We start from the raw sequence: 26,728 nt of genomic DNA on the forward strand, positions 1-26,728 counted from the left end.
ATGACCGCGATTAGAAGCGGAAGTGTGAAAACGCCTTGTTTGCTTCTGCCATCTTGTGCATGTCTTCTTTCTTCTTTACGGATGCGCCGGTGTTGTTGGCAGCGTCCATAATCTCGTTAGCAAGTCTGTCCTTCTGGGTCTTCTCGCCTCTCTTACGGGAGTACAGGGTGATCCAGCGCAGAGCCAGTGTCTGCCTTCTCTCAGGCCTAACCTCGATGGGTACCTGATAGGTAGCTCCGCCGATACGTTTTGCCTTAACTTCCAGAACAGGCATGATGTTGTTCATTGCTTCTTCAAATACTTCCATGGCGTCCTTGCCGGTTGTCTCAGCAACACGGTCGAAAGCACCATATACAATTTTCTGAGCAACACCCTTCTTACCATCTAACATAATGTTGTTGATCAATTTGGTAACAACCTTGTTATTGTAGATCGGGTCTGCCAGAACGTCTCTCTTCTGAGTATGTCCTTTACGTGGCACGTTACTTCCCTCCTTAATAGAACTGTCCAGACCTGCGCTGCAGATCCTCACAGCGTTTCATTAGATCATAGGTACTCGTATTGAGTTAATACGTTCATGCACGGTCTTACAATATATAATCCTGCAACCACAGGTCAATATCATCATTCCGGCACAATTCCTACAAATCAAATATGCGGTCTAACTAATTATTTCTTCTCTTTTGGTCTCTTAGCGCCGTACTTGGAACGGGCCTGCCTTCTGTTAGCAACACCTGCTGTATCCAGTGTACCTCTAACGATATGATATCTGGTACCTGGCAGATCCTTTACTCTTCCTCCACGGATCAGTACAACACTATGCTCCTGAAGGTTGTGACCCTCTCCTGGAATGTAGCTTGTAACCTCGATGCCGTTGGAAAGACGAACTCTGGCAATCTTTCTCAGTGCTGAGTTAGGCTTCTTAGGGGTAGCAGTCTTAACAGCGGTACACACGCCACGCTTCTGTGGTGCGGAAACCTCTGTGGCCTTCTTCTGTAAGGAGTTGTAACCCCTCTGCAGAGCGGGTGCAGTAGACTTCTTTTCGCTGGTCTGTCTTCCCTTTCTCACTAACTGGTTAATTGTTGGCATTCTTTTCACCTCCTGTGATATTGTCTGCGGTTGCTGTATGTCAGCTTTTTGCGCACGAAAACATTACGTGTTTAAGCACGCCATATCATTATATACATGCAAAAATGTTCTGTCAAGGAATTTCTTGTGTTTTTTCGATTTTTCCCCCTAAAATACCCCCAGAACCGCCGTATATCCCAGGGCCGCTGCAAAAAACAGCAGTATCATAGGTATGTTCCGTTTCACCAGTTCACCAATATTTACCTTAAAATATTCCGCTGCAACAAACAGGCATACATGGGTGGGGCTGATCTGCATGGCAGCATAGGAGGAACTCATAAGCAGCACCAGCAAAGGCACTCCTCCCTGGGGCATGGCGGCCATGGCCATGGGCATACAAAGGGGAATGATGGCATTTGCACCGCTGATAATGGATCCAAAAAAGAAAATAAGGGCAAAGACAAGAGGCATGGGGATCGGAAGGCTTCCAAAAAAAGCGGGGAGCTCGTGGATCACCCCGGTGGAGGTAATGATATCCTTAAACATCATGATCAAAATGGTATTAAAAATAATAATGGACTCAAAGGCGGAACGGAACATGGGTCTGATCTCCTCCATCCCCAAACGGTCCACAAACACATTGAGCACTGCCACCAACGGGGTGGCCGCATACACGGGAATGTCAGCCGCAATGATCAGAACCACAATAAGCAGGATGGACCACAGGCTCCGGACCAGCATTTTTACGGACTCGATCCTGCCGCCCTTGGGAGCGCGTCCCGTGGCTTTTGGCAGCTTTCTCAGGTAGAACACATATCCGATCAGGAACAGCACCGCCACCAGGGGAACCATGGCCACCACAAACTCCCCCGCGCCTATGCCCGACACCGCCAGGGCAATGAGGATGGAGGAGTAGGTGGGCAGGAAACACTCCGGTATATGGCGGAAAAAGCTGGTGACCGTTGTCATATCCTCCCTGCTCATGTAATCCTCACAGGAGGATTTTACAATCTCCGCGCACAGGTTCATGGCCCCAGCCGAGGGCAGAAGTCCGATCACCGCAGGAGCGGCGGATGCGTTGATCCTCCGGTTGTTAAACAGCCCGTTTAAGGATTCCTCCGCCTGCTTTAGACGGCCCCGGCATTCCAGCATCCGCTGCAGGAAGGTAATGAAATAAAAACTCAGCACCACGGTGATGGTATCCCTGCTGGCCATGGACCTGCCCATGATCACAACCGCATCCGTTACAGGAATGCCATAGAGCACCAGGGCCGCCACAAGGCCGCCGGAAATGGCCATAAACAGAGGGCGCTTCATCCAGAGGATGGCAATGATCACCAGGAAGACAAGACAAAGTTTTGCGATCAAGAGGTTCATTTGGATCTCCTATCTCCATTATTTCACTTCTTTATGATAAAATACAAAAAATATACAGCTGCCACGATATTGATTTTATCATGGCAGCTGTATTCCACACAATCTGTTTTATTACGTCTTTTCAGATATCATATGTTATTTGCTGTGGTTCTCCAGCCATCTGGCCGCACAGTTTGCAAAACCGGCCGCGCCATACGGCAGCATCTCCTCATTAAAACGGACCTTGGCGTTATGCTGGCTGCAGAAATAGCCGTTTTCCCGGTCCGGTCCCGCACCAATGTAAAAATAGGCGGAGGGGATCTGTACAGTAACACTGGCAAAATCCTCTGATCCCATTTTCATGATCGGCGGCTCCACCACGGAGGCTTCATCACCCAGAACCTCCTCCAGGTAACCCCGCATCTCGGTCTCCACCTGGTCGTCCACGATCAGTGGATCATTCTGATGGCCGAATGTCACCTTGCTGGTACAGTTAAAGGTCTTGGATATCCCATCCACCACTTCCTGAAGACGGCGTACCAGGAGCGCTCTCTGCCCTGTATTATAGGTACGTATACTGCCTGTCATGGTGACCACCTGAGGGAATACGTTAAATGTCTTGGTATCACTCTCAATGGAGCACACGGTCAGCATGCATATCTCAGTGGGTGTGCACTCACGGCTGATCAGCGCCTCCAGTCCGGTAATGATATGGGCGGAAGCATTGATGGCATCCACCGCCTGATGAGGACGCGCCCCGTGGCCGGCTTTTCCCATTACCTCGATCTTAAATACATCATTGGAGCAGAATGCAGGTCCCTTGCTGTAATTCAGTTTTCCCAGTGGAAGAAGGGCATCCACATGGAAGGCCATGGTGACATCCGGCCTTGGGTTTTCCAAAAGGCCGCCATTGATCATTTCCTGGGCGCCGTTTCCGGTCTCCTCACCTGGCTGGAACATCAGCTTTACCGTACCTTTGAGATCCGCTTCATTTTCCTTTAACATTTTAGCCGCCCCCAACAGCATGGCGGTGTGGTTGTCATGGCCGCAGCAATGAGCCTTTCCAGGGTTTACGGAGGCAAAGGGAAGTCCGCTTTCCTCTTCCATAAGCAGTCCGTCCATATCGGCACGCAGCAGGATCACAGGGCTTCCGTGGCCGGCCATGGCAACAAGGCCCGGGCCTACGTGCGCGACCTCGTATCCCATGCATTTTAACTTATCCTCGACAAATGCTTTGGTTACAGGTATGTCGCAGCCTATCTCCGGGTGCTGGTGCAGAAACCTTCTGTTTTCAACGATCTCTTCTGTCAGTTCATGTGCTCTCTTTAAATAGTCCATCATGTTTCTCCTTTCATGCGCCTTTGTACACGGGTTCTCTTTTCATCCAACTGTGTTACAAGCCGATCATGGTGGCGATCACCACCATAACGCCGCCAAGACACAGATTGGTTACGATAATCCTCCAGATGTATCTCACATACTGGCCGTAGCTGATTCCCGCAATGGCAACCGCACCCATGGTGGCTGCCGACATTGGCAGAAGCAGATTGGTCAGACCGTCACCAAAGATAAATGCAGTTACAACGGTCTGAGGGGTAAGGCCCAGTACATCGCCCAAAGGTCCCATGATCGGAATGGTGGCTGCTGCCTGGCCTGAGCCGGAAATAATAAAGCAGTTCATAATGATCTGGAATATATACATAAACAGAGCGCCCACAACCTTGGGCATACCGCTTAACAAATTGGAGAACGCATATACAATGGTATCACTGATACATGCCTGGTCCATAACAAGGCTGATGGCCTTTGCAAAGCCCACTACCAGAGCGCCTACCAGAACCTTTTTGGCCCCTTCCACAAACTCATTGCAGATCTGGTTGCCGTTAAAGCCTCCGGTCAGGCCGCATACAACCGCCATGATCAGGAACACGCCGCCTAATTTTGGTCCAAAATCCCAGCCGTTTAAAGTGCCGTAGATAACAAAAGCAATGCCGGCAATAAACTCTATAAGGACAAGGATCCGCCTTGGGGTCATCTCAGAGTCGATCTCACTCGCCTCCGTCATTTCCTCCTTGGCAGCCAGTTCCACATTATAGCAGCAGCTTCTTGCAGGGTTTTTCCTGAGTTTCAGGGCATACCATACGGTCCAGAAACTGACGGAACACAGCAGCAGTCCGTAGCCGATGGCACGGTACCAAAGACCGGAAAACAGTTCAATCCCAAGAAGGGTCTGGGCCACACCCGTGGTCATGGTGTTGAACAGTCCGCTTGCAAATCCGGCATTGCCGGCCGCAATGGTGATGGACAGGCCTACCATGGCGTCAAAGCCCAGGGTCCGGGCAAAGAGAATGCCCAGGGGTACAAATGCCAGCATGCTCTCCGCGCTGCCGGTAAAAGCCGGCAGCAGGGAGAATGCCACAATAACAATGGGAAGCAGGGCTGCGCCCAGATGGCCGCCCATTTTAAGCACCTTGGCCAAAACAGCCTTGGTTGCGCCTGTGGCCTCGATCACGGCAAAGGAACCGCCGATGATCAGGACCATGTTGGCAATTCCGGCAACGGCTTGCATACCGGCTGGAATTGCAACAAAAATATCAAATGGAGTTGCACGGTTCGCTGGAACCGTATGATAGCTGGAAGGGTCTACCACCTTTCTTCCCGCAACTTCGATACGGTCATACTGCCCCGCCTGAACTAAATAAGTTAAAATGGCCGCAAACACGATCATGATCAGGATGATGATCAGCGTATGGGGAAACTCCATTTTCTTTTTGTTGTTGGTTTGGTTCATTTTATTTTTTCTCCTACCTGCCTTAATATGCCGGCCAGCTTACAGACCGATCATGGTGGCGATCACCACCATAGCACCACCGATACACAGGTTGGTCACAATGATTCTCCAGATGTATTTCACATACTGGCCATAGGTGATGCCCGCAATGGCAACCGCACCCATGGTAGCTGCGGACATAGGAAGAAGCAGGTTGGTCAGACCGTCACCAAAGATAAACGCAGTAACAACAGTCTGTGGTGTCAGGCCCAGAACATCACCCAGAGGTCCCATGATCGGGATAGTAGCCGCCGCCTGGCCGGAACCGGAGATGATAAAGCAGTTCATAATAACCTGGAATATATACATAAACAGTGCGCCGATCACTCTAGGCATACCGCTGAGCATGCTTGAGAATGCGTATACGATGGTATCGGTAATGCAGGCCTGGTCCATAACAAGGCTGATCGCCTTTGCAAAGCCAACTACCAGTGCGCCCACTAAAACTCTCTTAGCGCCTATAACAAACTCTTCACAGATCCTGTTGCCGCTGAAACCGCCGGTCAGTCCGCAGATCACAGCCATGATCAGGAATACCGCAGCAATCTGGGTTCCAAAATTCCATCCGTTTAAAGCACCATAGATAACAAAGCCGATACCGCATGCAAATTCCACAAGTACAAGAATCCTTCTTGTGGTCAGTTCAGAGTCGATTTCGCTAACGTTTGCCTGTTCTGCCTTGGCAGCCATTTCCACATCATAGCAAACGCTCTTTGCAGGATTCTTCTTAACTCTCACTGCATACCATACAGTCCAGAAACAAACGGAGCACAGCAGCAGGCCGTAGCCGATGGCACGGAACCACAGGCCGGAGAACATCTCAATACCCAGAAGTGTCTGAGCCACACCGGTGGTCATGGTGTTAAACAGGCCGCTTGCAAATCCGGCATTACCGGCTGCAATGGTGATGGATAAACCTACCATGGCATCAAAGCCCAGAGTCCGGGCAAAGAGGATGCCCAGGGGCACGAATGCCAGCATACTCTCAGCATTGCCGGTGAATGCTGGCAGCATGGAGAACGCGATGATAACGATAGGAAGCAGACCTGCGCCCAGGTGGCCGCCCATTTTAAGCACTTTGGCAAGGATTGCCTTGGTTGCGCCGGTTGCCTCGATTACGGCAAAGGAACCGCCGATAATAAGAACCATGTTTGATATGGATGCCACGGCCTGCATGCCTGCAGGGATTGCCACAAAGATATCAAATGGGGTTGCACGGTTGGACGGCACCGTATGATAGCTGGCCGGGTCTACAACTTTTCTTCCTGCAACCTCTATACGGTCGTACTGACCCGCTTGAATCAGATAGGTTAGAATGGCCGCAAACACGATCATGATCAGGATAATGATCAGGGTATGCGGAAACGCCATTTTCTTTTTTGTTTTCGTATCGTTCATTATATATTACCTCTCCTACATTTCTACATTTGTATTCCTGCAGCGGTCACAAACCGTTTTAAATAATCCGCAGGTCTTTGCTCATCTTATTCAGGCATTCATAGCCGTTTTCAGTGACAGCCACCAAATCCTCGATCCGGACCCCGCCCAGATTGGGGATATAGATCCCAGGCTCCACAGAAAAAGTCATATTCGGCAGTACTTCCATGGTATTTGCACCCCCAACATCCGGGAACTCATGGCCGTCAATACCGATGTTATGACCGATCCGGTGAGTGAAATATTCTCCATATCCGTATTTGGTGATAATGTCACGGCCGATCTTATCAATATCGCAGAACCGCATGCCCGGCTTTATGGCATCCATTGCTGTCAGCTGGGCTTCCTTTACCACCTCATAGATATTCCTCATCTCATCGGAAACAGATTTGTAAAACACGGTGCGGGTCATATCGGAACGGTAGCCGTTCAGACGCGCACCGGCATCAATCATGATGCAGTCGCCAGCCACAGGTGTGGTCCCGTCAGGCTTATGATGGGCATAGCCGCAGGATTTTCCATAGGCAACCACGCCTATAATGTTGTAGCCGTCCGCACCATGGGCACAGTACATCTCGTGAAGCATGCGGTGATGCTTCTGCTCAGTGAGTTCCGGGGAAACATATTGAAACATCTCGCTGATTACTTTTTCATTCACAGCCTGTGTTTCGCGCATCAGCTGGATCTCCCCGTCATCCTTTACCATGCGTATGTAATCAATGATCCCGCTGTTCAACACATATTTGGCATCTGCCGCTGCCATCAGGCGCAGCAGGAAACTGGAAGGCCAGTTTTTATCAATACCCACGGTCCCGCCGGTACGGATCTTTTTTGCCAGAATCTGAATGGAATCATCACTGTCAGTATACCAGACGATCTCAGCGCCCTCTGCCAGAGGAGCGTAGTCGGTCTGAAGGGAATTAATAAAAAAGGTACATGCACCCTGAGTGTCCAGACACAGGGCAAACAGGCGTGCACCGGAGGCAACAAATTTACCGGTCAGATAAAAGATAGTGGATGGATCGCTGATGACCATTTGATCCATATTATGTTGTCTCATGCTGTTAATAATTTTTTCAATACGGTCCGTTCTCATTATGGGGCCTCCAAATTCTTGCTGTATGCATAAACCGTTAATTTATAAACTATAAACGCGCGTCCGCGCGCGATAAACGGCCGGTGCGCTGAAACGCTTTTGACCTTTTCTTCACAGCCTTTAAGCCTCCTTATAAGGAGGCAGAAAGATCGTTATCAGCAAAGGGCAAAGAGGAGGAGGCTGGTTCCAGGCCTCCCCGCTCTCAGGTCAACCCTCTTTTTTATTTAATGTACCACAGCAGGTGCCTTTATGCTTCAGGCGCCCAGGATTTAACAGCTGCAATGGAGCCGCCCATATCGCACAGCTGTGTCTTTACACAGATCGCATCGATCAGGTAGCAGCGTCCGGATGCCTCTGTGGATGCTTTTGCTCTTACCAGAGCGGCAGTCAGTTCCTCTGGGCTGAATACACGCTCAGCCACACAGCCGTAAGCCTCTCCAAGCTTCACATAGTCAATGGTTCCATCCTGGTTGTATGGCATTTCCACTGCATATTCAAATCCGTATCCCTTCTGGTTCTGACGGATCAGTCCCAGGTATGCATTGTTAACAACAACTACAATGATGGGTTTCTTAAATGCAGATGCAACTGCGATCTCTTCGCCCATGAATGTCAGGCCGAAATCTCCTACAACTGTTACGCTGTTGCATTCCGGATGTGCTACCTTTACGCCGAATGCTGCTGGTACTTCGTATCCAAGAGTGCCTGCACCACCGGATGGCAGATACTTTCCGGCTTTGTTGATCTTCTGAAGCTGGCCGCTCCAGATCTGGGTGATACCGCATCCAACCGTGTAATAAGTCTCATCATCAAAGGCTTCATTCACTTCCTGGAATACGCGGTGAGGCATGATTGGGCTGCAGTCATAATCGGTCTTGCGTGCCAGTTCCTCACGCAGCTTGGATATCTCTGCTGCGCGGGCAGGATTGATCGGCTGTACGCCTGCTGCCTTTACTTCTTCGATCAGGGCTTCGGTTGCCAGCTTGGCATCGGACACGATTCCCAGCTCCGGCTCAAATACCATGCCGATCTGGCTTGGCTCGATATTGATGTGGATGAACTTACGGTCCTTGCAATAGGTTGCCAGGTCGCCTGTATGACGGTCTGAGAAACGGTTTCCAATACCGATCACAAGATCGGAATCCAGGAAGATCTTGTTTCCGATGGGCTGTCCTACCTGGATACCCACATGGCCGGCATTAAGAGGATGATCCTCTGGGATTCCGCCCTTTGCCTGATAGGTGGTAACAACTGGTGCCTGCAGCATTTCTGCCAGCTTAACAACCTCATCCGTACAATGGCTGATAAAGCATCCGCCGCCCATGATGATAACCGGCGCCTTGCTTGCTTTTACCATCTGTACCGCTTCTTTGATCTTATCCATGTCAGGTGCAACTACGGGGATTTCCATTGGAACATAGCTGTCAATATCAAAATCCAGCTCTGCCTTCTGTACATCCAGAGGAAGTTCAACAAGAACCGGGCCCGGACGGCCTTCCCTCATCAGGTAGAATGCTTCTTTCATTACATCCACGATATCCTCTGCCTTTAACACGCTCCATGCTTTCTTGGTAACGGTCTTAACAATGTCCGGCATATCCACACACTGGAAAGGCTCCTGCTTTAACTGATTCGCATTGGCCTGGCCTACTACGCAGAGTACGGGCATGGAATCGATGAATGCGGTGTAAAGACCGGTCACAAAGTTGGTAGCGCCGGGACCTGCGGAGCAGATTGCCAGGGCAATTTCATTCTTTGCTCTCTGGTAACCGTCAGCAGCATGGACACATGCCTCTTCATGTCTCATGGTGAAATGCTCGATGGGGGCATTCTCCATGTACTTGTATACCGGATTGATGGCTGCTCCGGGAATACCAAATGCAGTATGGATTCCCTCTTTGCACATAATCTCTACAATGGCTTGCGCAACTGTCATTTTCATTGTTTTTCTCCTTTTATGCTTAAAATAAATGGTTCCTTTATCAGTTCACCACATGGATGGGAGCGCCAGCAAGATATGCTTTTACGTTCTCTACCGTATGGTCCATGATCCTCTGCCTGCTCTCCTTTGGTGCCCAGGAAATATGAGGCGTAATGATGCAGTTCTTTGCCTTCAGAAGCGGATTGTCTCCCTTGATCGGCTCTGTGGATACCACGTCCAGACCCGCACCGGAAACCTTGCCGGAATTCAGTGCGTCTGCCAGATCCTGCTCCACAATCAGAGGACCGCGGGAATTGTTAAGGATCATTACCCCGTCCTTCATCTTTGCAATGGCATCCTTGTTGATGATCCCCTGTGTTTCAGGGAACAGCGGGCAATGAAGGGCAATGACATCTGATTTCGCGTACAGCGTATCCAGATCCACATATTCGGCAATCTCTTTCCCGGACTCATTGGGATAGTTGTCATAGGCCAGGATATTCATACCCATGGCTTTGGCGATCTTTCCTGTCTGCTGTCCGATGCGTCCGAAACCAATGATACCCATGGTCTTGCCGTCCAGCTCGATCAGGGGGTAATCCCAATAGCACCAGTCCTGGCAGTGTTCCCATTTGCCTTCATGTACCGTCTGGCTGTGATGAGCCACATGGTGGCACAGCTCCAGCAGCATGGCAATTGCAAACTGGCCCACGGAAGCTGTTCCGTAAGAAGGCACATTGGAAAGGGGGATCCCTTTTTCCCTTGCATATACATAGTCCACCACATTATAGCCGGTGGCCAGCATGGCGATGTATTTTATGCCAGGGCATGCATCCATGATATTCTTTGTGATCGGTGTCTTGTTGGTGATGACCACCTCAGCATCTCCGATACGGGAAATGATCTCATTCTCATCCGTTACGCTGGTCCTGTCATAAACCGTAAGCTCACCTAACTTTTCCAGTTCTCCCCAGCTTAAATCCCCTGGGTTCTCCGTATAACCATCCAGAACTACTATTTTCATGCGTTATCCTCCAGCAGAGCCCATGCCCGGTTCAGCACCCTCTTGGTATTGGCCAGGACAATGTCCTCATCCTCACCCGGACGCAGTGTCACTTCCATAGACAGTACATAAGGGTTCTCTGCATCAAAGAAGCCTTCCTCTTTCATAACTTTGAGATAATCCAGCAGCTGTGGTGTGTCATTGGCGCTGTTGGGATATCCGAATCTTGGATGAAGGTCACCGTAGCCATCGCAGCCTTTCACGACAACTGCATTTCCAAAGTGGAAATGGGTGATATACGGCCTCAGTGTGCGTATTACGAACCTGCTTGTTTCATAGGTGGTTGGGAAATGGCTTAAATCCACCAGAAGTCCAAAGTTGCTGTGGGTGGTGCGCATATCAGCGGCAAACTCCGCTGCATAGGGCGCCGGGCCGATGAGTGCAGCCTTATCCATATCGTAATCAAACACCTCCAGCTCCACCATCATGCCCTTTGCCGCGGCATAATCGCATACTGACCGTGTTGTCTTTAAAAGCTGCGCATAAGCCTGATCCTTTGTCTCCGGCTGCCATTTACCTGCCAGAAATGCAATTCCCTTTGCACCCAGGTATTCAGCCTCATCAACTGCTTCGATCAGTGTTGCTTCCGCCTTCCTGCGCCCTTCCTCGTCAAGGTCATTGGGGTTTAACTTTCCGCCCAGAAGACGTGGCTGCGCGCCGTAGCAAACCTTCAGATGGCTCTGTTCCAGAAGCTTTTTCGCCTCCTCATTCTTATCGCCGTAGCCTTTTAACTCAATGGCGTCAAAGAAATCATCTTTGCAAATGGCCTTCAATGATTCCATGGGATCTCTCTGGGGATAGCTCATCCACTGAATGGTTCCTACCTGAAAATATTTGTGAATTGATTCCTTCATGGCTCTCTGCTCCTTACTTGAATCCTAAATTACGTGTGTCAATATTCCCTAAATGTTGTGATCAGCTGCGCTCCACCGCTTCACGCACAGCGCGCAGATTTTCCTCCGGTGAACGCGGGTCTGCCACACAGCCCGGGCCGATCAGAAGGCCCTTTCCGTCCACCATGTCGATGGCCTCGCGGATATGCTTCTTGATCATGTCCGGAGTGGTGCCCTGGCGTGACATGATGCTGTCATATTCCAGGGATGAACCAACAATGGCCGGTCCCTCATAAAGTCCTCCCAGAAATGCCTTGGGGCACTTCTCCCTGGCTTCCTTTAAGGATGGTCCGCTCTGACGGTCATGCCAGTTTATCACGTTGCACGGATAAGCGGATACTTCATCAAATCTGATGTTGCTGCCGTGGATATGAACCACATTAAACCAGGTTACATCCTTATAAGCGTTGATGATCTGAATATCATACGGCTTACAGAACTCCGCAAACATGGCATCGCCCATAAAATCGTAGCTTGCGCACTGTTTTGCAAAAAAGAATCCGCTTACACCAGCCTCAATGTTGGCCTTCACAAAATTAATCGTGGTCTCCGTAATGGCTGCCAATGCTCCGTGTACCAGTTCAGGGCATTCCAGCATATCCTGAAGCATACGGTTTCCTGCCAGTTTTTTCAGGGTGGTGGCAGGGGAGAAAATGGTCTGTATGTAAGGGGTTCCCGGTTTAACCAGCCTCTCCAGCCACTGGGACAGCTGTAGCACTTTGCCCCAGGTTCCGTAAACTGCCGGCAATGGCTGGATCCTCTTGTAGTCTTCCCTGCATTCAATACCAGGAGCCGCAATTTCCACTTCCTTATATTTGTCGCAGTAGATATCCAGCTTTGCGCCCCAGTCAGAGACGGTATAAGCGCCAAAGGGCATCATTTTGATAAAATCATAATCATAGGTTTCGTTAAACTCCACCATAGCCTCTGCCAGGGAGCGGGGATCCTGATCCTTGTCAGATATATGCATCCACACACTGGCCGGAATGCGGTCCGGTTCACGGCCCTCTATGGCCGCACGTACACGTTCTTCCCTATTCATAAACATCCTCTCCTGTATCAATCAATTTAATATGTTTTCAGCTGCTTTAGTCAGAAACCATGATGCGCAGGATTTCCTTGTCAGTCTCTGCCATACCGTCACGGCCCAGACGTCCAACACTGGCGATCATGTTCTCTACGCCCTTCTTTACAATACCGTCTCCGCCGACAAACTGCTGGCCTTCCTGATACATCTCATAGCCCAGGATACCGTTGTCAACTGCCAGTGCGATCTTGCCTGCGCAGGATGCCTTGGCACCGTCACATACAACACCGGAAGCAATAGCAAGAGCATTTACAAGTGTATGGATGATTCCATCCAGGTCAGCGCCCTTGAGGTAAGCAATACCACAGCCGGCAGCAGCGCCTGCATTGATTGCGCCGCAGTATGCGCTAAGACGGCCGATGGGGGTCTTCTGATGGATTCCTAACAGGTTGGACAGAACCAGTGCGCGGTAAAGTTTTTCTTCGCCTACGCCCATTGCTCTGGCATAAACAATAACCGGTACAGAAGCGGTGATACCCTGGTTTCCTGAACCGGAGTTAATGATAACAGGCAGTTCACAGCCGTTCATACGCGCATCGCTTCCGGCAGCAGCCATAGCTCTTGCCTTCAGGCGGAGTGCGGACTCATTGCAGCTGTCCATAACTTCCTTGTTTGCTTTCAAAAGTACGGAACCGATGTTAGCGCCGTAATCGTTCTTAAGGCCCTCTTCGGAAATGTCCATATTGTAAGCGATCTGAACATCCAGAAGCTTCTTAACATCTTCAACATCAACGGTATTTGCAAAATCATAGATTTTCTCAACAGAGAGGCAGGAACGGTCTGTCATATCGGACTCGCTGTCATCCTTAACCTCGCTGGACTGAAGGACTTCTCCGTCCTTTTCAACCAGTACGATATTAGTGTGGTAGTTGGCAATACGAACCTTAGCATAGGATTCGCCTGCATATACGGTAACAACAATGTCAAAGATCAGTGGGGAGGAAGCGATATTTACTGCGATGGGAACCTGCTCCATAAATACACGGATGGATTCCTGCTCTTCCTTGGTTACGGAAGCGATTACTTCCAGCTGCTTATCAGCATTGCCCGCAACAATACCTGCTGCCGCTGCTGCCGGGATACCGCGCAGGTGTCCTGTGTTAGGAACAATTACGCTCTTTACATTCTTGATAATGTTGCCGCTGGCTTCCACTACCACACGGTCGGGAGCTGCTCCCAGTGTTTTTCTGGCCATTGCCGCACAGTAAGCAACAGCAATGGGCTCCGTACATCCCATTGCAGGAAGAAGCTCTTCCTCCAGGATCTTTATAAAATTCGTATAATCGATATCGTTCTTATTCATTGAACTTACTCCTTTATCTATCCTTATCCTAATTGTAGGAACCGCTTTACCCCAAAGGGGCAGCGGTTCCTTGGTTGATTAAATTGTTGCCAGTATTTCCTGAGCCTTAGCCAGACGATCCTCCGGTACATACAGCGGTACGCAGCAGCCTGGTGCAAGGATCAGACGGCCATCCGGAACCTGATCCATGGAAGCTTTCAGGTGAGCCTTCAGTTCTTCATCAGATGCTGTGCCCAGAACCTTCAGTTCCTCTACGCCGCCGATGAGAAGCTTATCGCTCTTCTTGCGTGCATCAGCCAGGGAGATATCCACCAGCTGGTCATGCCAGTTCAGTGCTGCAACAGGATACTGTGACATGATATCGAACATAGGTGCATTTCCATGCATATGCATGATATTGAACCACATATCCTTAGCTGCTTCCAGAACTCTCAGGTCGTAAGGACGGCCAAATTCTTCGTACTCAGCAACGCTCATCTTATCGTAGGTTCCCAGCTGGCTGGCAAAGAAGATACCGTCAGCTCCCATCTTAGCCATTTCCTCAACCAGCTTAATGGTTGTCTGGCAGATGGTCTCAAGGCCCTTGTGGAACAGTTCAGGATTGCGGCGCATATGTACGAACATCTTGTCGCCAGCCATCTTAATAGCGGTTGTCAGTGGGTTGAAGATTGTGATAACAACAGGAACCTCGCCCTTATAGTGGTCAACAACGCCCTTTGCAGCCTCGATGGTAGCAGCCATGGAACCCTGATCCATAGGAAGTACGTTCAGCTTAGCCCAGTCTTCGTCATGTTTAATACCGAAATCTGTAACAACACCTACGCTGGAGCAGGTCTCCGGCCATACATTGTCGCGCTCCGGCCACTTAATAGCTGAACCCCAGTCCTGAACGCTGTAAAGGCCCTGGTATGTTACCTTAACGAAATCCCACTGAAAACGGTCCTGGAACTGAATGATCTTCTTAACAAGTTCCTTCGGATCCTCGTCATATGGTGGAAAATGTTTCCAAAGGTTCATGGATTGTGTATCCAGTTTTTTGCCCTCTAATAAAGCTTTGATTCTCTCGGTCTTAGTCATGATAATACTATCTCCTCTCATAATGTGTGATATATTGTAAAAAAGTCTCCTTTTGTAAGGATTCAGTTGTTAAGCCGGGAATGCGGTGGGAACCAGCATCTTTGGCAGGAACAGGAACAGGTTGGGGAACAGTACGCCCAGGAAAATCACCAGCAGGGTCACTCCAATGATGGGCGCAACGCTCTTAAATGCCTGGGGTATGGTGATCTCTCCAATCTGGGAAGTGATCATCAGGCAGGTGCCGTATGGTGGCGTAACCATGCCCAGTGACAGTGTCAGCACAACGATCAGTCCCATATGGACATCATTGATACCAACCACAGCTGCAAGCTGCTTTATAATAGGAAGGAAAATAATAATAGCTGTAATGGGGCTCAGGAATGTTCCGATAAACAGCAGGAACAAGATCAGGAGCAGGTAAACGCCCAGGTAGGAGTCCGTGATGCCCAGGATCGCATCTGCGATCATCTGCGGTGCGTTCAGGTAAGCGATCAGCCAGCCCGTAACACCTGCGGCAGCCACTGCAAACATGCTCAGGGAAAAGTCCATGGCTGTTTTCAGCAGGATCTTTGGAACATCCTTGATCTTATAGGTACGGTACACACAGAACATCAGGATCAGTGCATAAAAGCAGGAAATGGATGCTGACTCTGTGGCAGTGAACAATCCGCTGCTGGTGCCGCCCAGGATGATCATGGGAAGGAAGATAACCGGAAGGGCTGCGCGAAGAGCCTTGCCCCGCTCTTTCCATGTGTATCTCTCCCCTCTGGGGTAGTTATGTTTAATTGCCATATAATATGTATACATACACTGGGCAAATGCAATAAGGAAACCAGGAACAAAGCCTGCAATAAACAGTGCGCCGATGGAAGCGCCGCTCATGGCTCCGTACACAACCAGCAGGACGCTGGGAGGAATGATAACACCCAGAGTGGATGAACAGGCAGTGATGGCAACGGAGAAGCCGCTGTCATAGCCGGCTCTCTTCATGGCCGGAATAATCATGGCGCCGATACCGGCGGCATCAGCCTGAGCGGAACCTGAAAGATGTCCGAATAAAAGGCTGATCAAAACATTTACATGGCCCAAGCCGCCCCGTATGTGCCCCACAAAGGCATCGCATATGGCAAAGAGCCGGTCCGTGATACCTCCCTTATCCATCAGCTGCGCCAAAAGCATAAACAGTGGAACTGCCAGAAGTGAAAAGTTGTTCACCGAACTGTACATACTGTTAATGGCGCTGGTAAGAGGAAGGCCCATCTTTATAATAACGATCATGGAGGAAAGTCCTAAAGCGTAAGCAATCGGGATCTTGATCATGACCATAATGGCGAAACTCACTAACAAAATTAAAAGCAATTGACCGTTATCCATTGAGATCCCCCTTCTTATTAAATAGTGAAATCATCCGTCTTACATCATTGACCATATGAATCAAGGTGTACCACATCATAAAACACCCGGACAGAGGAATGCACATAAAGAAATATGCCTGCGGAATGTTAATAGCTGTGGATAAACGCTTCATACCCATAATGGTGTAAACCGAGCCATAACGGATCAATACATAAAAGAAGATAATGCCCGCAATATTACTGATAATGTCCAACAGGCAGTTGGACTTTTCAAAACGGTCAGGCAGGAATGCCAGCACATAGTGGGCGCGGTGGCGGACAGCAATGGCGCTTCCAAGAAATACCGCCCATACAAAACACACAACACTGATGTCATTTGCCCATACCATGGGAATCTTCAAAAAATTACGGCAGACAACCTGCAGGGAAATTATAACAACAAAGGCGGCAACCGACAAAGTGCCAATACCCTCGCAGACCTTTTCAATCAGGTCTGAGAATACTTTTACAAAGTTTGAAATAGCTTTCATATAATTTTCCTCTCCTATTGCGTAAAGGTACTGAAAACACCAGTTTTCACATTGATATCTGTGATTACTTGATCAGTCCGTTGATCAGGTCCAGGAATTCCTGTCCGTTGCAACCGGAGGCAATCTGCGGATACAGTTTTTCAACAATTTCTTTAAACTCAGCCATGTCAGGCTCGCATACGATCAGACCATGGTCTGCTACCAGCTTGTCAAGCAGTGTATCATCCGCCTCATCTGCGATCTTGGTGCCCAGTTCCGATGCCTCAATGGCAACTTCCCTGATCAGCTGCTGGTATTCCTCAGGCAGTTTGTTGTAGCTGAGTTCACCCATGGTAATGTGGGTTGGTGTAAACTGATGAGCTGTCTTTATGTGGTAATTGGCAACCTCATACAAAGCGTTGGTATCAAATGCAGCCAGTGTGCACTCAAACGCGGCAACCGTATTACTCTGGATCGCGGAATAAATATCATTAAAGCTCATGGATGTAGGGATGGTTCCCAGGGCTTCCCAAACCATTGCTTCCGTAGCGGAGGAGGTGGTCCTGATCTTCAGGTTCTTTAAATCTGCAACTGACTCAATGGGCTTATTGGTGTGCAGGTCTCTCTGACCTCCGTTGCTAAGTCCCAGAAGAATCAGGCCCAATCCGTTATCATCATACATTTTCTGTATGTAGTTAAACACTTCGCCGTCCGGAGTCAGAACGCTTTCAAATGCATCACGGTCCGGGAACAGGTATGCCAGTGATAAGATCTGGAACTGGTTTACAAAAGGAGCTGCATTCTGGGTGGATCCGATTACGATGTCCAGGGCACCTGTACGCATGTCATCAATGGTTCCTTCATCATTTCCCAACTGACCGCCCGGGAAAACAGTGGCTTCAATAGCACCGCCGGAACGCTCTTTCAACTGATCAGCCATGTACTGCCCCATCTGGACCCATGCATGGTCGCCTGTTACAACAGTGGCGATCCTTAATTTAAACTCGCCCTCTTTATACTTGGATTCGGTTGCTGCTGAGGAAGAATCAGAATCAGATTTTGTGGTAGCCTCCTCAGATTTGGCCGGAGCCTCTGTTGCTGAGGTCTTTGCGTTGCTTGAACCGGATCCGCATCCTACCATAGAAGCGGTCATTGCAGCTGCCAGCACAAATGCCATAAGTCTTTTTTTCATAAATTCTTTTCCACCTTTCTTTTTCATCATTTCTTTTTCATCATTTCTTTTTCATCATTTTTATGATATCCCCCTGTTGTCAAATTCACCTGACAACATATCGTTTAGTCATATACCTCGGGCCCATATATATTAAGGCATATGGCTTGATCGAGGGTGATCCACCCCTTCTTTTTATTCTGCCCTGTAGCTTAGCGGCGGTGTTTAGTTCCTGCTAACCCATAAGCAAAATTTTAATAAATAAAATCACGTTTCACTATTTGATATCGTCATTATAACAGTGCATTTTGCATAAGTCAATACGGGAACTATAATATATTTTAGGAATATTTTATAAGATTTAAAAGACATTGACAAACCTGGTTTAGATACTATATAATAAAATAACATGAAATAAGATTTTAAATATTGAAATATCATGACATAGATATTTTATGAAAATACAAATACGCGAAAGACCTTGTAACCGGCAGAAACCTGCCCCGGGCGCCCCATGGGATCTTAACGGAAATGTAGCGGCGGCTGTCTATTGTGGAAACAAAGCAGGGCATGTTATAATAGGTGGAAGGTTTCAAAGTATGTTGAAAGGAAGTGCAATTTTGGAAAAAGCAACCGGCAAGGACGGAACACAGTCAAATCATTCCGCAGGAAAGCTGCTTATGATTATAGAATGTCTGGCAGATAAATCCGAGCCAGTCCGTCTCATGGATATCTCCAAGGAACTGAAGATGAACTCCAGTACAGTGCTGCGCTTTCTCACTGCTTTGGTGGATAACGGTTATGCCAAGCAGGAGCCGGAAACAGCCAGGTACAGCCTTACTTATAAGATATGTACCCTTGGAAGCAAGGTAAGTTCCCATATCGGTATCAAGGATGTAGCACGTCCTTATATGACCGAGCTCTCCATGTTGTTCGGAGAGGTTGTCTGTCTGGCCGTGGAACAGGACCGGGAAGTAATCTATATTGATATTGTCCAAAGTTCCACGAAGATGCTCAGAAGCATGCAGCGCATCGGCCACATAGCACCGCTCCACTGCACCGCGATCGGCAAACTGCTCTTACTGAACTACACGGACGAACAGCTGGACCATGTGATCGCCGACAAAGGTCTGACCAAATTTACAGAAAGCACCATAACCACAAAGGAACAGTTGGTGGAGGAGCTGCAAAGCATCCGCTGGAATGGGTATGCCTATGATGATGAGGAGTGCGAAATCGGCGCACGCTGCATCGCCTTCCCCCTATATGACGTGGAAGGCAAAGTGATCGCCGGAGTAAGCGTAACCGGCCCTACCGCGCGCATGTCCATTAAGCAGATCCAGCTAAAACTCCAGCCGGCCCTTCAGATCATAGGAAGGCTGCGGAAGGAATTGGGATATACGGGATAAGGGATTTTTCAATGGATTTTCATGGGGGCGTTCAACGCCCGCCAATCCCCCCTCACCCTTTATCCGTATTGAAGTCATCTTAGCACTCCTCATGATCAAAGTCAATCTTTTTCCAGCACCGCTCCCCCGCAATAGGGCAAATTGTACAATTAAAAAGGACTGGTCACACTGGCCGGACCTAAAAAGGATTCCTCTGGCCGAAACAGCCCGAGGAATCCTCTCTTTTGCATATCATATCTCACCACAGACGTAATAGAAGCGCTGAAGCATTTGTGCTAAGCTTTACAAAGGGCATCTTCCCTCATCTGACGGATGGACCATGGTATCAGGAATACCATACGGATATATCCTCTCATATTCAGCCTTCAGTTCCATCAGATTCTCCGTGCAGATGGTACGCCGCCCTGCTTCTATCTCCTTTACCATGTCTACCAGTTTTTTGTTAAGGGGAAGTGAAAGCCCCAGTTTTTCCCCCATCTGGACCGTAACCCCTACAGTACCATCAATCTCACTTTTGCGATGACGCACCGCCAGGTCACGGTATAGACCTGTATAGTTTTTGACCATAGGCCGGTAATGGTCCGCAGTAACTTGCAGCGCCTCCTTAAAGCGGCCCTGACGGTACAGATCCGGCCGGAAGTCGTCAAAGGACACCAGTTCTATCCCAAGCTTTTCAGGAACCTGCATGGCCTCCAGCGCAATACATGCAATGGTTTCCTGGGTGGGCCCATACTCCATCCCGCCAGGAATAAGAAGATGGGTGATCCCCGTGGCAAACATGGCGCAGATATTCACCTGTTTGCTCCAAAGCTGACGCATCACCTGGCCGCTGATCTCCACCTGCTGGAAGGGACTAATAAACTCCCGCAGATGTTCCAAACGCTCTGTTATCCTTCCGTCCAGTTCCCCGATCACAAAATTGCTATGTCCTCCGAATTGGATGACCCCTGGCTCTATGTAATCTGCCGCCCAGTTTACAAAGGCGCCTACCACCCGGTTCTGGCCCACATACTCAGCGATTACATATTCGTTGATGCCATTTTGCAGACTGACCACATATCCGTCTTTCTTTAGCAGAGGAGCGATCTTCTCCATGGCCGCTCTGGTATGCTGGGTTTTAGTCGCGAGAAACACCACCTCCAGCGGTTCCCCCAAGTCATCAATATGGACTGCTTTTACCGGAACCGTGAAGTCCCCTCCCCGGGGATCACGGATGGTCAGCCCTCTCTCATTCATAGCCCGGATATGGTCAGGAACAGCGTCCACATACAGGATCTCCGCCCCGGCTCTAGTAAGCCAGGCTGCCATGGAACCTCCGATCGCCCCGGCTCCCACTAATGTATATTTCATTTGTACCCTCCCCTGTTTTGTCACATTCCGGCATTCTCCAGCCGTCTGGCGGCCTGTATGAGAAAATGGCGGACCCTGTTTCTGTTACGCAGCAGCTGGCGTTCAAGAAATTTGAATTCATTGCTGTTCCTGTCCATGGATGCCAGTTCGGACAGCTGGTCAAATTCCGGAAAAGCCGGAATGGGTACAGCCAGATCGGCCTGGAACAGGTCGCCGTCTTTACAGTAATGCACCGGTATAAGGATCCTGTTCAGATCCATGCAGAGATCGTTCAGCATGCCTGCCTTTTGAGTATCAGATTCATTCAGCTGTTCCAGGGTGTTCAGGCGGGTAATTTCCCTGTCCAGGGTCAAGAATTTATCTTTTAACCCCCCAACCAGTTTCATCACCTCCGTCAGATCAAAGGCGCCTGACGCAACACTCTGGTAATGTTCCAAATTCCCCATCATCTCATCCGCCAGTTCCGCATAGGAAAATGGATATACATTGGCCATAACCACTCGGGCGATCGCTAATGCAAATATCTGGGCATCCCTGCGCAGTTCCTCCTCCCCCAGATGTTCAAATACATCCTGGGTGGTATGCCAGTACCAGGGAAGTCCGGGCATAAAGGTTCCCTCCCCCTGTCCATCCACCGGCTGCAGGGACAGGCATTCAAACAGGGTCGGTACGCCGTGAGCCCAGAAGGACTGGTCTCCATTCCGCTGAATACGCATGTATTCCGGATCCTGACCGGTCCTTTCCCTGACCACCTGACGCCCCAGGGCATAGCACTGTTTGTTGCACTCTATATGGGAAAAGTTGTTGGATCCTTTGGTTCCTACCGTGTCTATATCAAAGTTAGCCACTGCATGATCATGCAGATCCTCCCAATAGGTATCCCCATACCAATTGCTGCCGCTGTAGCGCCCATTGCTGTGGCCGCTCCACCATACGAACCGGATATTTACGTTCATCTTGTCCTTGTATTTGCTGAACACCCGGGCCAGTTCCAGGACCACGGCATTAGAACCGCCATTGTCCGCGCCCCCTTTATGCCAGGAGTCCACATGTCCTCCAAACATGACAAACCGGTCCGTGGGTTTGTCCGCCTTCAGCTCTGCCACACACACAGGCACGGTGCGAAATTTAGTAGACACCTCGGTTACCATCTTTACGCAGGTCTCTCCCCGGTCCAGACTGTCTAAAAGCCGTTTGCCGTCTGATGCATTTACCGTCACCACAGGTATCTTGGAGAGCATGCCCACTGTGGAGGGAACCGGCTGGCCCCAGATGGGGCTGATGGACATATTGTACGGGTAGTCTCCGCTGGTAATGCAGATGATCCCGGCAGCCCCACGGTTCTCCAGCGCCTTGCAGGGAACCGCCGAAGCCAGACCATTCATCACGGCGATCCTGCCCGTGATATCCTCCTGTCCGTTGGCAGGCTTTTTACCGCCCACGTAAACCGCTTTCCCCTCCAGGCCTGCTTCCCCTGTGGAAGCGCCATAGCTGTGGGTAATGCAGGAAGATAGTTCAGTCCCGTCCTGAAGGGTCAGGCTGCCAAAAACAGGCAGGCTGATGTAATTCTCCACATAATGGATGTCCACATCCAGCCCCAGTTCCCCCATCACACTGCGAAAATACTCAGCCGCCCGTTTTTCTCCCGGGCTACCCGATTCCCTGTCCTGGCTTGTGATGTATTCGGCGTGCTCCATCAGTTTTTTGCCGTCCACCTCCTCCATCAGCTTGATTTCTAACTCTTTATTTATCATCTTATTACACTCCCTCTCTTGTCTGATCCGATATTCCCAGGTACAAAACCTGGAATCTCAGTCTGCAAATGGTACCCGTCCGCAGGATTCTCCTCCGTCTATGATAAAGTCACTTCCAGTAATCCAATCCCCACATTCGCTTGCCAGGAAGCAGACCATTCTGGAAATATCCCTGGGCGCACCAGGACGCCGCAAAAGAATACGCGGGATGATATTGGCCCGCACAGCATCCTTGCTTGGATCGCCCTCCCAGCGTCCAACCTCCACGTATCCCACCGAAACCGAGTTGACATTGATATGCGCAGGCGCAAGCTCCAGAGCCATAGCCCTGGTCAGGCCCAGTATCCCCGCCTTGCTGGCACAATAATTGCTGAAATTCACACGGCCTGAATGAGCCGCACCTGAAGTAATATTTATGACCCGGCCAGGCGTACCCGCGTCAACCAAACGCCGGCATACCTCTCTTGACATATACATGGTTCCCTTTAAGTTAATATCAATTGTATTGTTCACCTGATCATCACTCATCTCTACCAGAGGGGCTACATCATAAAAATATCCCGCATTATTGACCAGTATCTGAACCGGCCTGCCATAAAACTCCATGGCCTCCTCCGCCATGCGGCTACAGTCCTCCGAATGGGAGATATCTCCCTGAAGGACGCAAACCCTGCGCCCCATTTCCCTTATCTGATCAGCCAGTTCCTCGCACCGCGCCCTGGACCCTCTACAGGTCAGAACCATATCAGCCCCCAGACCTGCCAGATCCAGACTGAGAGCTCCGCCGATCCCTCCTCCGGCGCCTGTTACCATTGCTATTTGATTGGATAAATCCATGGAAATCATATACCTTCTCCTTTCATGACTGCCTTATTTTTCCTACGCAGGCCCTCATAAGCCGGAAGGCCTGCTATAATGATGATACATACGCCAATGATCATATCCCGCTTTCCTTAATTCAGGAAAATACCGGCTCCCGGTCCAAGAGGCAGCTTCAGGAAATAGAATACCAGGACCAAAAGGAAAAATGCGATCAGATACGCGAACGCATAAGGCATCTGCATCGAAATCAATGTACCAAGTCCAACCTTGTCCTTCTGGCTCACTTTATAGGATTCCAGGAGCCCCAATGCGATGGGGACATTAAGTTCAACAGGAGACAGGATATTAAAGCATGAGTCACCAATACGGTACAGGACCTGTGTCATGGCCGGACTTATGTTCAGCATGGCCAGCATGGGAACCAGGAAAGGTGCCAGCATAACCCACTTTCCGCTATTGCTTGTGATAAAGAGGTTACAGAAGCAGGACAATAGGATGATCAGGATAAAGAGACCAATATTCCCCATATTCAGACTGATCAAAAGTTCTGCTCCTTTGGCAGCCAGAACAGTAGCAATACCGCTACGTGAGAACAGATCCACAAAAATACAGGCAGTCAGACAGACAACCATAAATGAAGCCGCCATATCCAGACATTTTTCCATCATCAGAGGAACATCCTTCCATGCCTTTATCTTACCGATCCCAATACCATAAGCCGAGCCTATAATCATAAAGAAAAAGAACAGCAGCGGTATAATCATGTTCAAGAACGGTGAATTAGGTATCAAAGTTCCATCCGGGCTGCGCATAAAAGAGTTCTTTGGAATACAGGCAATTACAAGAAGAGCTATATAGATCACAGTAGCCCATCCTGCAAATTTAAGCCCCCGCGCTTCCTGGCTGGTCACCTTCATCTTTTCCAGTTCGCTGGCGTCCTTTTTCAGAACAAGTTCCGGATGCTGGCGGTTCAGGTGAGGAACTGTTACGTATTTAGTGACTACCACACAGACAGCAGTGATAATAAAGGTTGCCGCTGCCACGAAATAATAGTTAATAGCCGCATGGGTAGGCGCAAGCGCACCGGTGGCATCCACAATATGGTTAGCCTCAACAATCTGAGCAGATATTCCAGCCAGAGTTGTATCTGTAGCCGCAATCATCAAACAGGCCGTGTAACCGCCATTGGCTGCCGCATACCCCATGATGATTCCAATCCACGGATGCAGTCCCAGAGATTTAAACACAGCGGCTGCTATAACCATGGTAAACACCACCCCGGCGCCAAATCCTATGCTGGAATTGACACCCACAAAAGACACAGCGATGAAAACGATCATGATGGGAGCGCCAATTACCGCCTTACGCATCAGAGCATCAAAAAGGCCCAGCTTTTCTGCATATCCCACAGCCACTGTCATAAAAATCAGCATGCCCAATGGATAGTAATTTACGAAGATACTAATAAAGTTTGTGAGATAATGGGCCAGGGTCTCGAAAGTCATCAGGTTCGTGACCTGGGCAGTGGTTACCTGAATGGCCCCATCCACCACGGTTTCGTAAGAAGCTGACCAATTCATGCCGTGCAAAACAGCACTGAGTACCACCGTAATCAGAGCCAGGCTTGCAAACAGCCAAAATGGATGCGGCAAGAGATTCCCCACCTTTTCAATGGCGCCCATGGATCGCTCTAGCCAGCTTTTCTTAACTACTTTTTCATCATCTTCCTTTTTCATTAACATTCCCCTTTCTTTTGTATGGAAGCGTCAAATCCAACACTCCATTTTTTATTAAAAACCTTAGATTTTAAGGTTTTATTCACTTTTTGCAAAAAAAATGCATGAACAAATAAACATGTCCATGCGCTCTGTCTTTTTGACCTGAAAGATTTGGCTTCGTCGGTGCATCATTGCTTTCCAGAGTATCGTCCAGTATTCGGTCCTTTTGCCTGAGAGTTCTCCGCTTCCCCTTCGGCGCCGCGTCCTGCGCGGTCTCTCCCGAATCTATCATCCGATAATATGTAGTTGTCCGTAAATATTTGACTCTTCGTCCACTCTTGCTGAACCTATATTAGCACAATTAACGATTTCAGTCAATAGATAAAGTTCTTGAATTTTGGCAGTTTTAACTATGTAATTTTCAATTAATCAGAGGTATTATAAGCAGATTTTTTTAAAAAATGTTTTTTTTAATAAATTTCGCACTATTATATTGTGAAATTATACAATAACCCCCCTCCGTCCAAAGTTTTATCTCAATTATAAATGCACAAATCTGAAAATTAAACAAATTAAGACATCATACTCTTTTGTTATACGCTGTTTATGCTTAATAAACAACAATAACCATAAAAGATGATGTCTTATAAAAAAGCAAATCAAATTCAGACTTATTTACAACTGTTCAGAGTCCCATCCTATGACTTCCGCTTTGCCTCACTTATAAAGACCTTGGCCCGTTCCGAGTCAATTGGATTCTTCATATCCCCGTTCTTGATCCAGGTGGCAACGGACACGCCGTCAAAATATTGCATCAGCTCATGGATGTTGTCTCCGGTGGCTCCTCCGCCAAGAAAAATGGGCGTGTCCTTTACCCTCTCCCTGGCTTCCTTGACCATACGGATGCTCTCATCCACAGACTTACCGGACATAAACAGGCCGTCTGCAAACGCCTCATGGACACACTCCCATGCAGCATCCCCCACCGGCTTTCTGCCCAGGGGGATTCCGTGCACCTCGTACACATCCGCATAGACGGGCACCTTGGATCCGGTGCGTTTTCTAAGGTTTGCGATGTCCACACACTGGGCCTGAAGGATACCGGCGCTGGTAACGCTTGCTCCTGTAAACAGGTGCTCCACCCTTACAAAGTCCGCTCCCACCGCATCGGCCACGGAAAGGCCGGCCACTCCGTCCCAGTTCATAAGGATCCCCATGAGCAGTTCAGGAAAACGTCTCCTGATCTCATAGGAGATCCTGGTCATGTAGGCGATCGCCTCGGGACTGGATTCCTGTTTAATGGGCATGTCGTTCATATTCTGTACAATGATTCCGTCAAAATGGTTCTCCGCCACCATTTCCGTCTCCCGCAGGGCCATATCCACGATCTCCCGGATCCCCATCCCCGCGTGCCGGTAACTGCCGGGCAGCGGCTCCGGCTGGATCATGGACAATACGATCTTTGAACCGCGTCCTAAACAATTCATCTGCGTTCTCTCCTTTTCCTCA

The 26,728-nt window shown here is 49.2% G+C and carries 22 protein-coding genes and 1 riboswitch; of the genes, 1 reads left to right on the plus strand and 21 read right to left on the minus strand.

Annotated features, from left to right (window positions below; all coding sequences use genetic code 11):
• Window positions 1-10 precede the first annotated feature (10 nt).
• From rpsG to HMPREF9469_RS21080, 16 genes are all read right to left on the minus strand, one after another.
• Entirely contained in the window at window positions 11-481 is a 471-nt protein-coding gene (gene rpsG, locus HMPREF9469_RS21005; protein WP_002568226.1) for a 30S ribosomal protein S7, read from the minus strand.
• A 188-nt stretch (window positions 482-669) separates the two neighbouring features.
• A complete protein-coding gene (gene rpsL, locus HMPREF9469_RS21010; RefSeq protein ID WP_007866466.1) occupies window positions 670-1,089 on the minus strand; it encodes a 30S ribosomal protein S12 in 420 nt (139 codons plus the stop codon).
• 147 nt (window positions 1,090-1,236) lie between these two features.
• A complete protein-coding gene (locus HMPREF9469_RS21015; RefSeq protein ID WP_007866468.1) occupies window positions 1,237-2,445 on the minus strand; it encodes a DUF401 family protein in 1,209 nt (402 codons plus the stop codon).
• A 135-nt stretch (window positions 2,446-2,580) separates the two neighbouring features.
• On the minus strand, window positions 2,581-3,762 hold the full coding sequence (locus HMPREF9469_RS21020) for a M20 metallopeptidase family protein (RefSeq protein ID WP_007866471.1): 1,182 nt from the start codon (window positions 3,760-3,762) through the stop codon (window positions 2,581-2,583).
• Window positions 3,763-3,817: 55 nt separating this feature from the next.
• The gene (locus HMPREF9469_RS21025) at window positions 3,818-5,215 is read right to left on the minus strand and encodes a YfcC family protein (RefSeq protein ID WP_007866473.1); all 1,398 of its coding nucleotides are present in this window, start codon (window positions 5,213-5,215) and stop codon (window positions 3,818-3,820) included.
• Window positions 5,216-5,254: 39 nt separating this feature from the next.
• The gene (locus HMPREF9469_RS21030) at window positions 5,255-6,652 is read right to left on the minus strand and encodes a YfcC family protein (RefSeq protein ID WP_007866475.1); all 1,398 of its coding nucleotides are present in this window, start codon (window positions 6,650-6,652) and stop codon (window positions 5,255-5,257) included.
• A gap of 58 nt (window positions 6,653-6,710) precedes the next feature.
• The gene (locus tag HMPREF9469_RS21035; RefSeq protein ID WP_007866477.1) at window positions 6,711-7,787 is read right to left on the minus strand and encodes a M24 family metallopeptidase; all 1,077 of its coding nucleotides are present in this window, start codon (window positions 7,785-7,787) and stop codon (window positions 6,711-6,713) included.
• A 247-nt stretch (window positions 7,788-8,034) separates the two neighbouring features.
• Window positions 8,035-9,729, minus strand: a complete 1,695-nt coding sequence (locus HMPREF9469_RS21040; protein WP_007866478.1) for a thiamine pyrophosphate-dependent enzyme — start codon at window positions 9,727-9,729, stop codon at window positions 8,035-8,037.
• Between the two features lie 40 nt (window positions 9,730-9,769).
• Window positions 9,770-10,732, minus strand: coding sequence for a D-2-hydroxyacid dehydrogenase (locus HMPREF9469_RS21045; RefSeq protein WP_007866480.1), 963 nt, complete (start codon window positions 10,730-10,732; stop codon window positions 9,770-9,772).
• A complete protein-coding gene (locus HMPREF9469_RS21050) occupies window positions 10,729-11,625 on the minus strand; it encodes a sugar phosphate isomerase/epimerase family protein (RefSeq protein WP_007866482.1) in 897 nt (298 codons plus the stop codon). The genes HMPREF9469_RS21045 and HMPREF9469_RS21050 overlap by 4 nt, the downstream gene beginning before the upstream one ends.
• Before the next feature lie 61 nt (window positions 11,626-11,686).
• The gene (locus HMPREF9469_RS21055; RefSeq protein ID WP_007866483.1) at window positions 11,687-12,706 is read right to left on the minus strand and encodes a uroporphyrinogen decarboxylase family protein; all 1,020 of its coding nucleotides are present in this window, start codon (window positions 12,704-12,706) and stop codon (window positions 11,687-11,689) included.
• Window positions 12,707-12,752: 46 nt separating this feature from the next.
• Window positions 12,753-14,054, minus strand: a complete 1,302-nt coding sequence (locus tag HMPREF9469_RS21060) for an L-cysteine desulfidase family protein (RefSeq protein WP_007866484.1) — start codon at window positions 14,052-14,054, stop codon at window positions 12,753-12,755.
• 78 nt (window positions 14,055-14,132) lie between these two features.
• Entirely contained in the window at window positions 14,133-15,131 is a 999-nt protein-coding gene (locus HMPREF9469_RS21065) for a uroporphyrinogen decarboxylase family protein (RefSeq protein ID WP_007866485.1), read from the minus strand.
• A gap of 69 nt (window positions 15,132-15,200) precedes the next feature.
• On the minus strand, window positions 15,201-16,505 hold the full coding sequence (locus HMPREF9469_RS21070) for a TRAP transporter large permease (RefSeq protein WP_007866487.1): 1,305 nt from the start codon (window positions 16,503-16,505) through the stop codon (window positions 15,201-15,203).
• Window positions 16,498-17,016 carry a TRAP transporter small permease gene (locus tag HMPREF9469_RS21075; protein ID WP_007866494.1) on the minus strand — a complete coding sequence of 173 codons (519 nt, stop codon included), beginning with the start codon at window positions 17,014-17,016 and terminating at the stop codon, window positions 16,498-16,500. The genes HMPREF9469_RS21070 and HMPREF9469_RS21075 overlap by 8 nt, the downstream gene beginning before the upstream one ends.
• A 64-nt stretch (window positions 17,017-17,080) precedes the next feature.
• Entirely contained in the window at window positions 17,081-18,187 is a 1,107-nt protein-coding gene (locus HMPREF9469_RS21080) for a TRAP transporter substrate-binding protein (protein ID WP_007866497.1), read from the minus strand.
• A 599-nt stretch (window positions 18,188-18,786) separates the two neighbouring features.
• Here HMPREF9469_RS21080 and HMPREF9469_RS21085 point away from each other — a divergent pair.
• Window positions 18,787-19,575: an IclR family transcriptional regulator gene (locus HMPREF9469_RS21085; RefSeq protein WP_161797504.1), complete on the plus strand. Its 789-nt coding sequence runs from the start codon at window positions 18,787-18,789 to the stop codon at window positions 19,573-19,575.
• Between the two features lie 282 nt (window positions 19,576-19,857).
• Here HMPREF9469_RS21085 and HMPREF9469_RS21090 read toward each other — a convergent pair whose 3' ends face one another.
• The 5 genes from HMPREF9469_RS21090 to HMPREF9469_RS21115 form a co-directional block, all read right to left on the minus strand.
• The gene (locus HMPREF9469_RS21090) at window positions 19,858-20,925 is read right to left on the minus strand and encodes a ketopantoate reductase family protein (protein WP_007866510.1); all 1,068 of its coding nucleotides are present in this window, start codon (window positions 20,923-20,925) and stop codon (window positions 19,858-19,860) included.
• Window positions 20,926-20,945: 20 nt separating this feature from the next.
• Window positions 20,946-22,679, minus strand: a complete 1,734-nt coding sequence (locus tag HMPREF9469_RS21095; RefSeq protein WP_007866513.1) for a M28 family peptidase — start codon at window positions 22,677-22,679, stop codon at window positions 20,946-20,948.
• A gap of 57 nt (window positions 22,680-22,736) precedes the next feature.
• Complete coding sequence (locus HMPREF9469_RS21100; protein ID WP_007866515.1) at window positions 22,737-23,525, minus strand: SDR family NAD(P)-dependent oxidoreductase; 789 nt, start codon at window positions 23,523-23,525, stop codon at window positions 22,737-22,739.
• Between the two features lie 107 nt (window positions 23,526-23,632).
• Window positions 23,633-25,237: an AbgT family transporter gene (locus HMPREF9469_RS21105; RefSeq protein ID WP_007866517.1), complete on the minus strand. Its 1,605-nt coding sequence runs from the start codon at window positions 25,235-25,237 to the stop codon at window positions 23,633-23,635.
• A gap of 190 nt (window positions 25,238-25,427) precedes the next feature.
• Window positions 25,428-25,511, minus strand: a riboswitch (glycine riboswitch).
• Between the two features lie 406 nt (window positions 25,512-25,917).
• Window positions 25,918-26,706 (minus strand): BtpA/SgcQ family protein, encoded by a 789-nt coding sequence (locus tag HMPREF9469_RS21115; protein WP_007866521.1) that lies wholly within the window; start codon window positions 26,704-26,706, stop codon window positions 25,918-25,920.
• Between the last annotated feature and the right edge of the window lie 22 nt (window positions 26,707-26,728).

The organism is [Clostridium] citroniae WAL-17108 (assembly GCF_000233455.1).
GTDB lineage: Bacteria > Bacillota > Clostridia > Lachnospirales > Lachnospiraceae > Enterocloster > Enterocloster citroniae.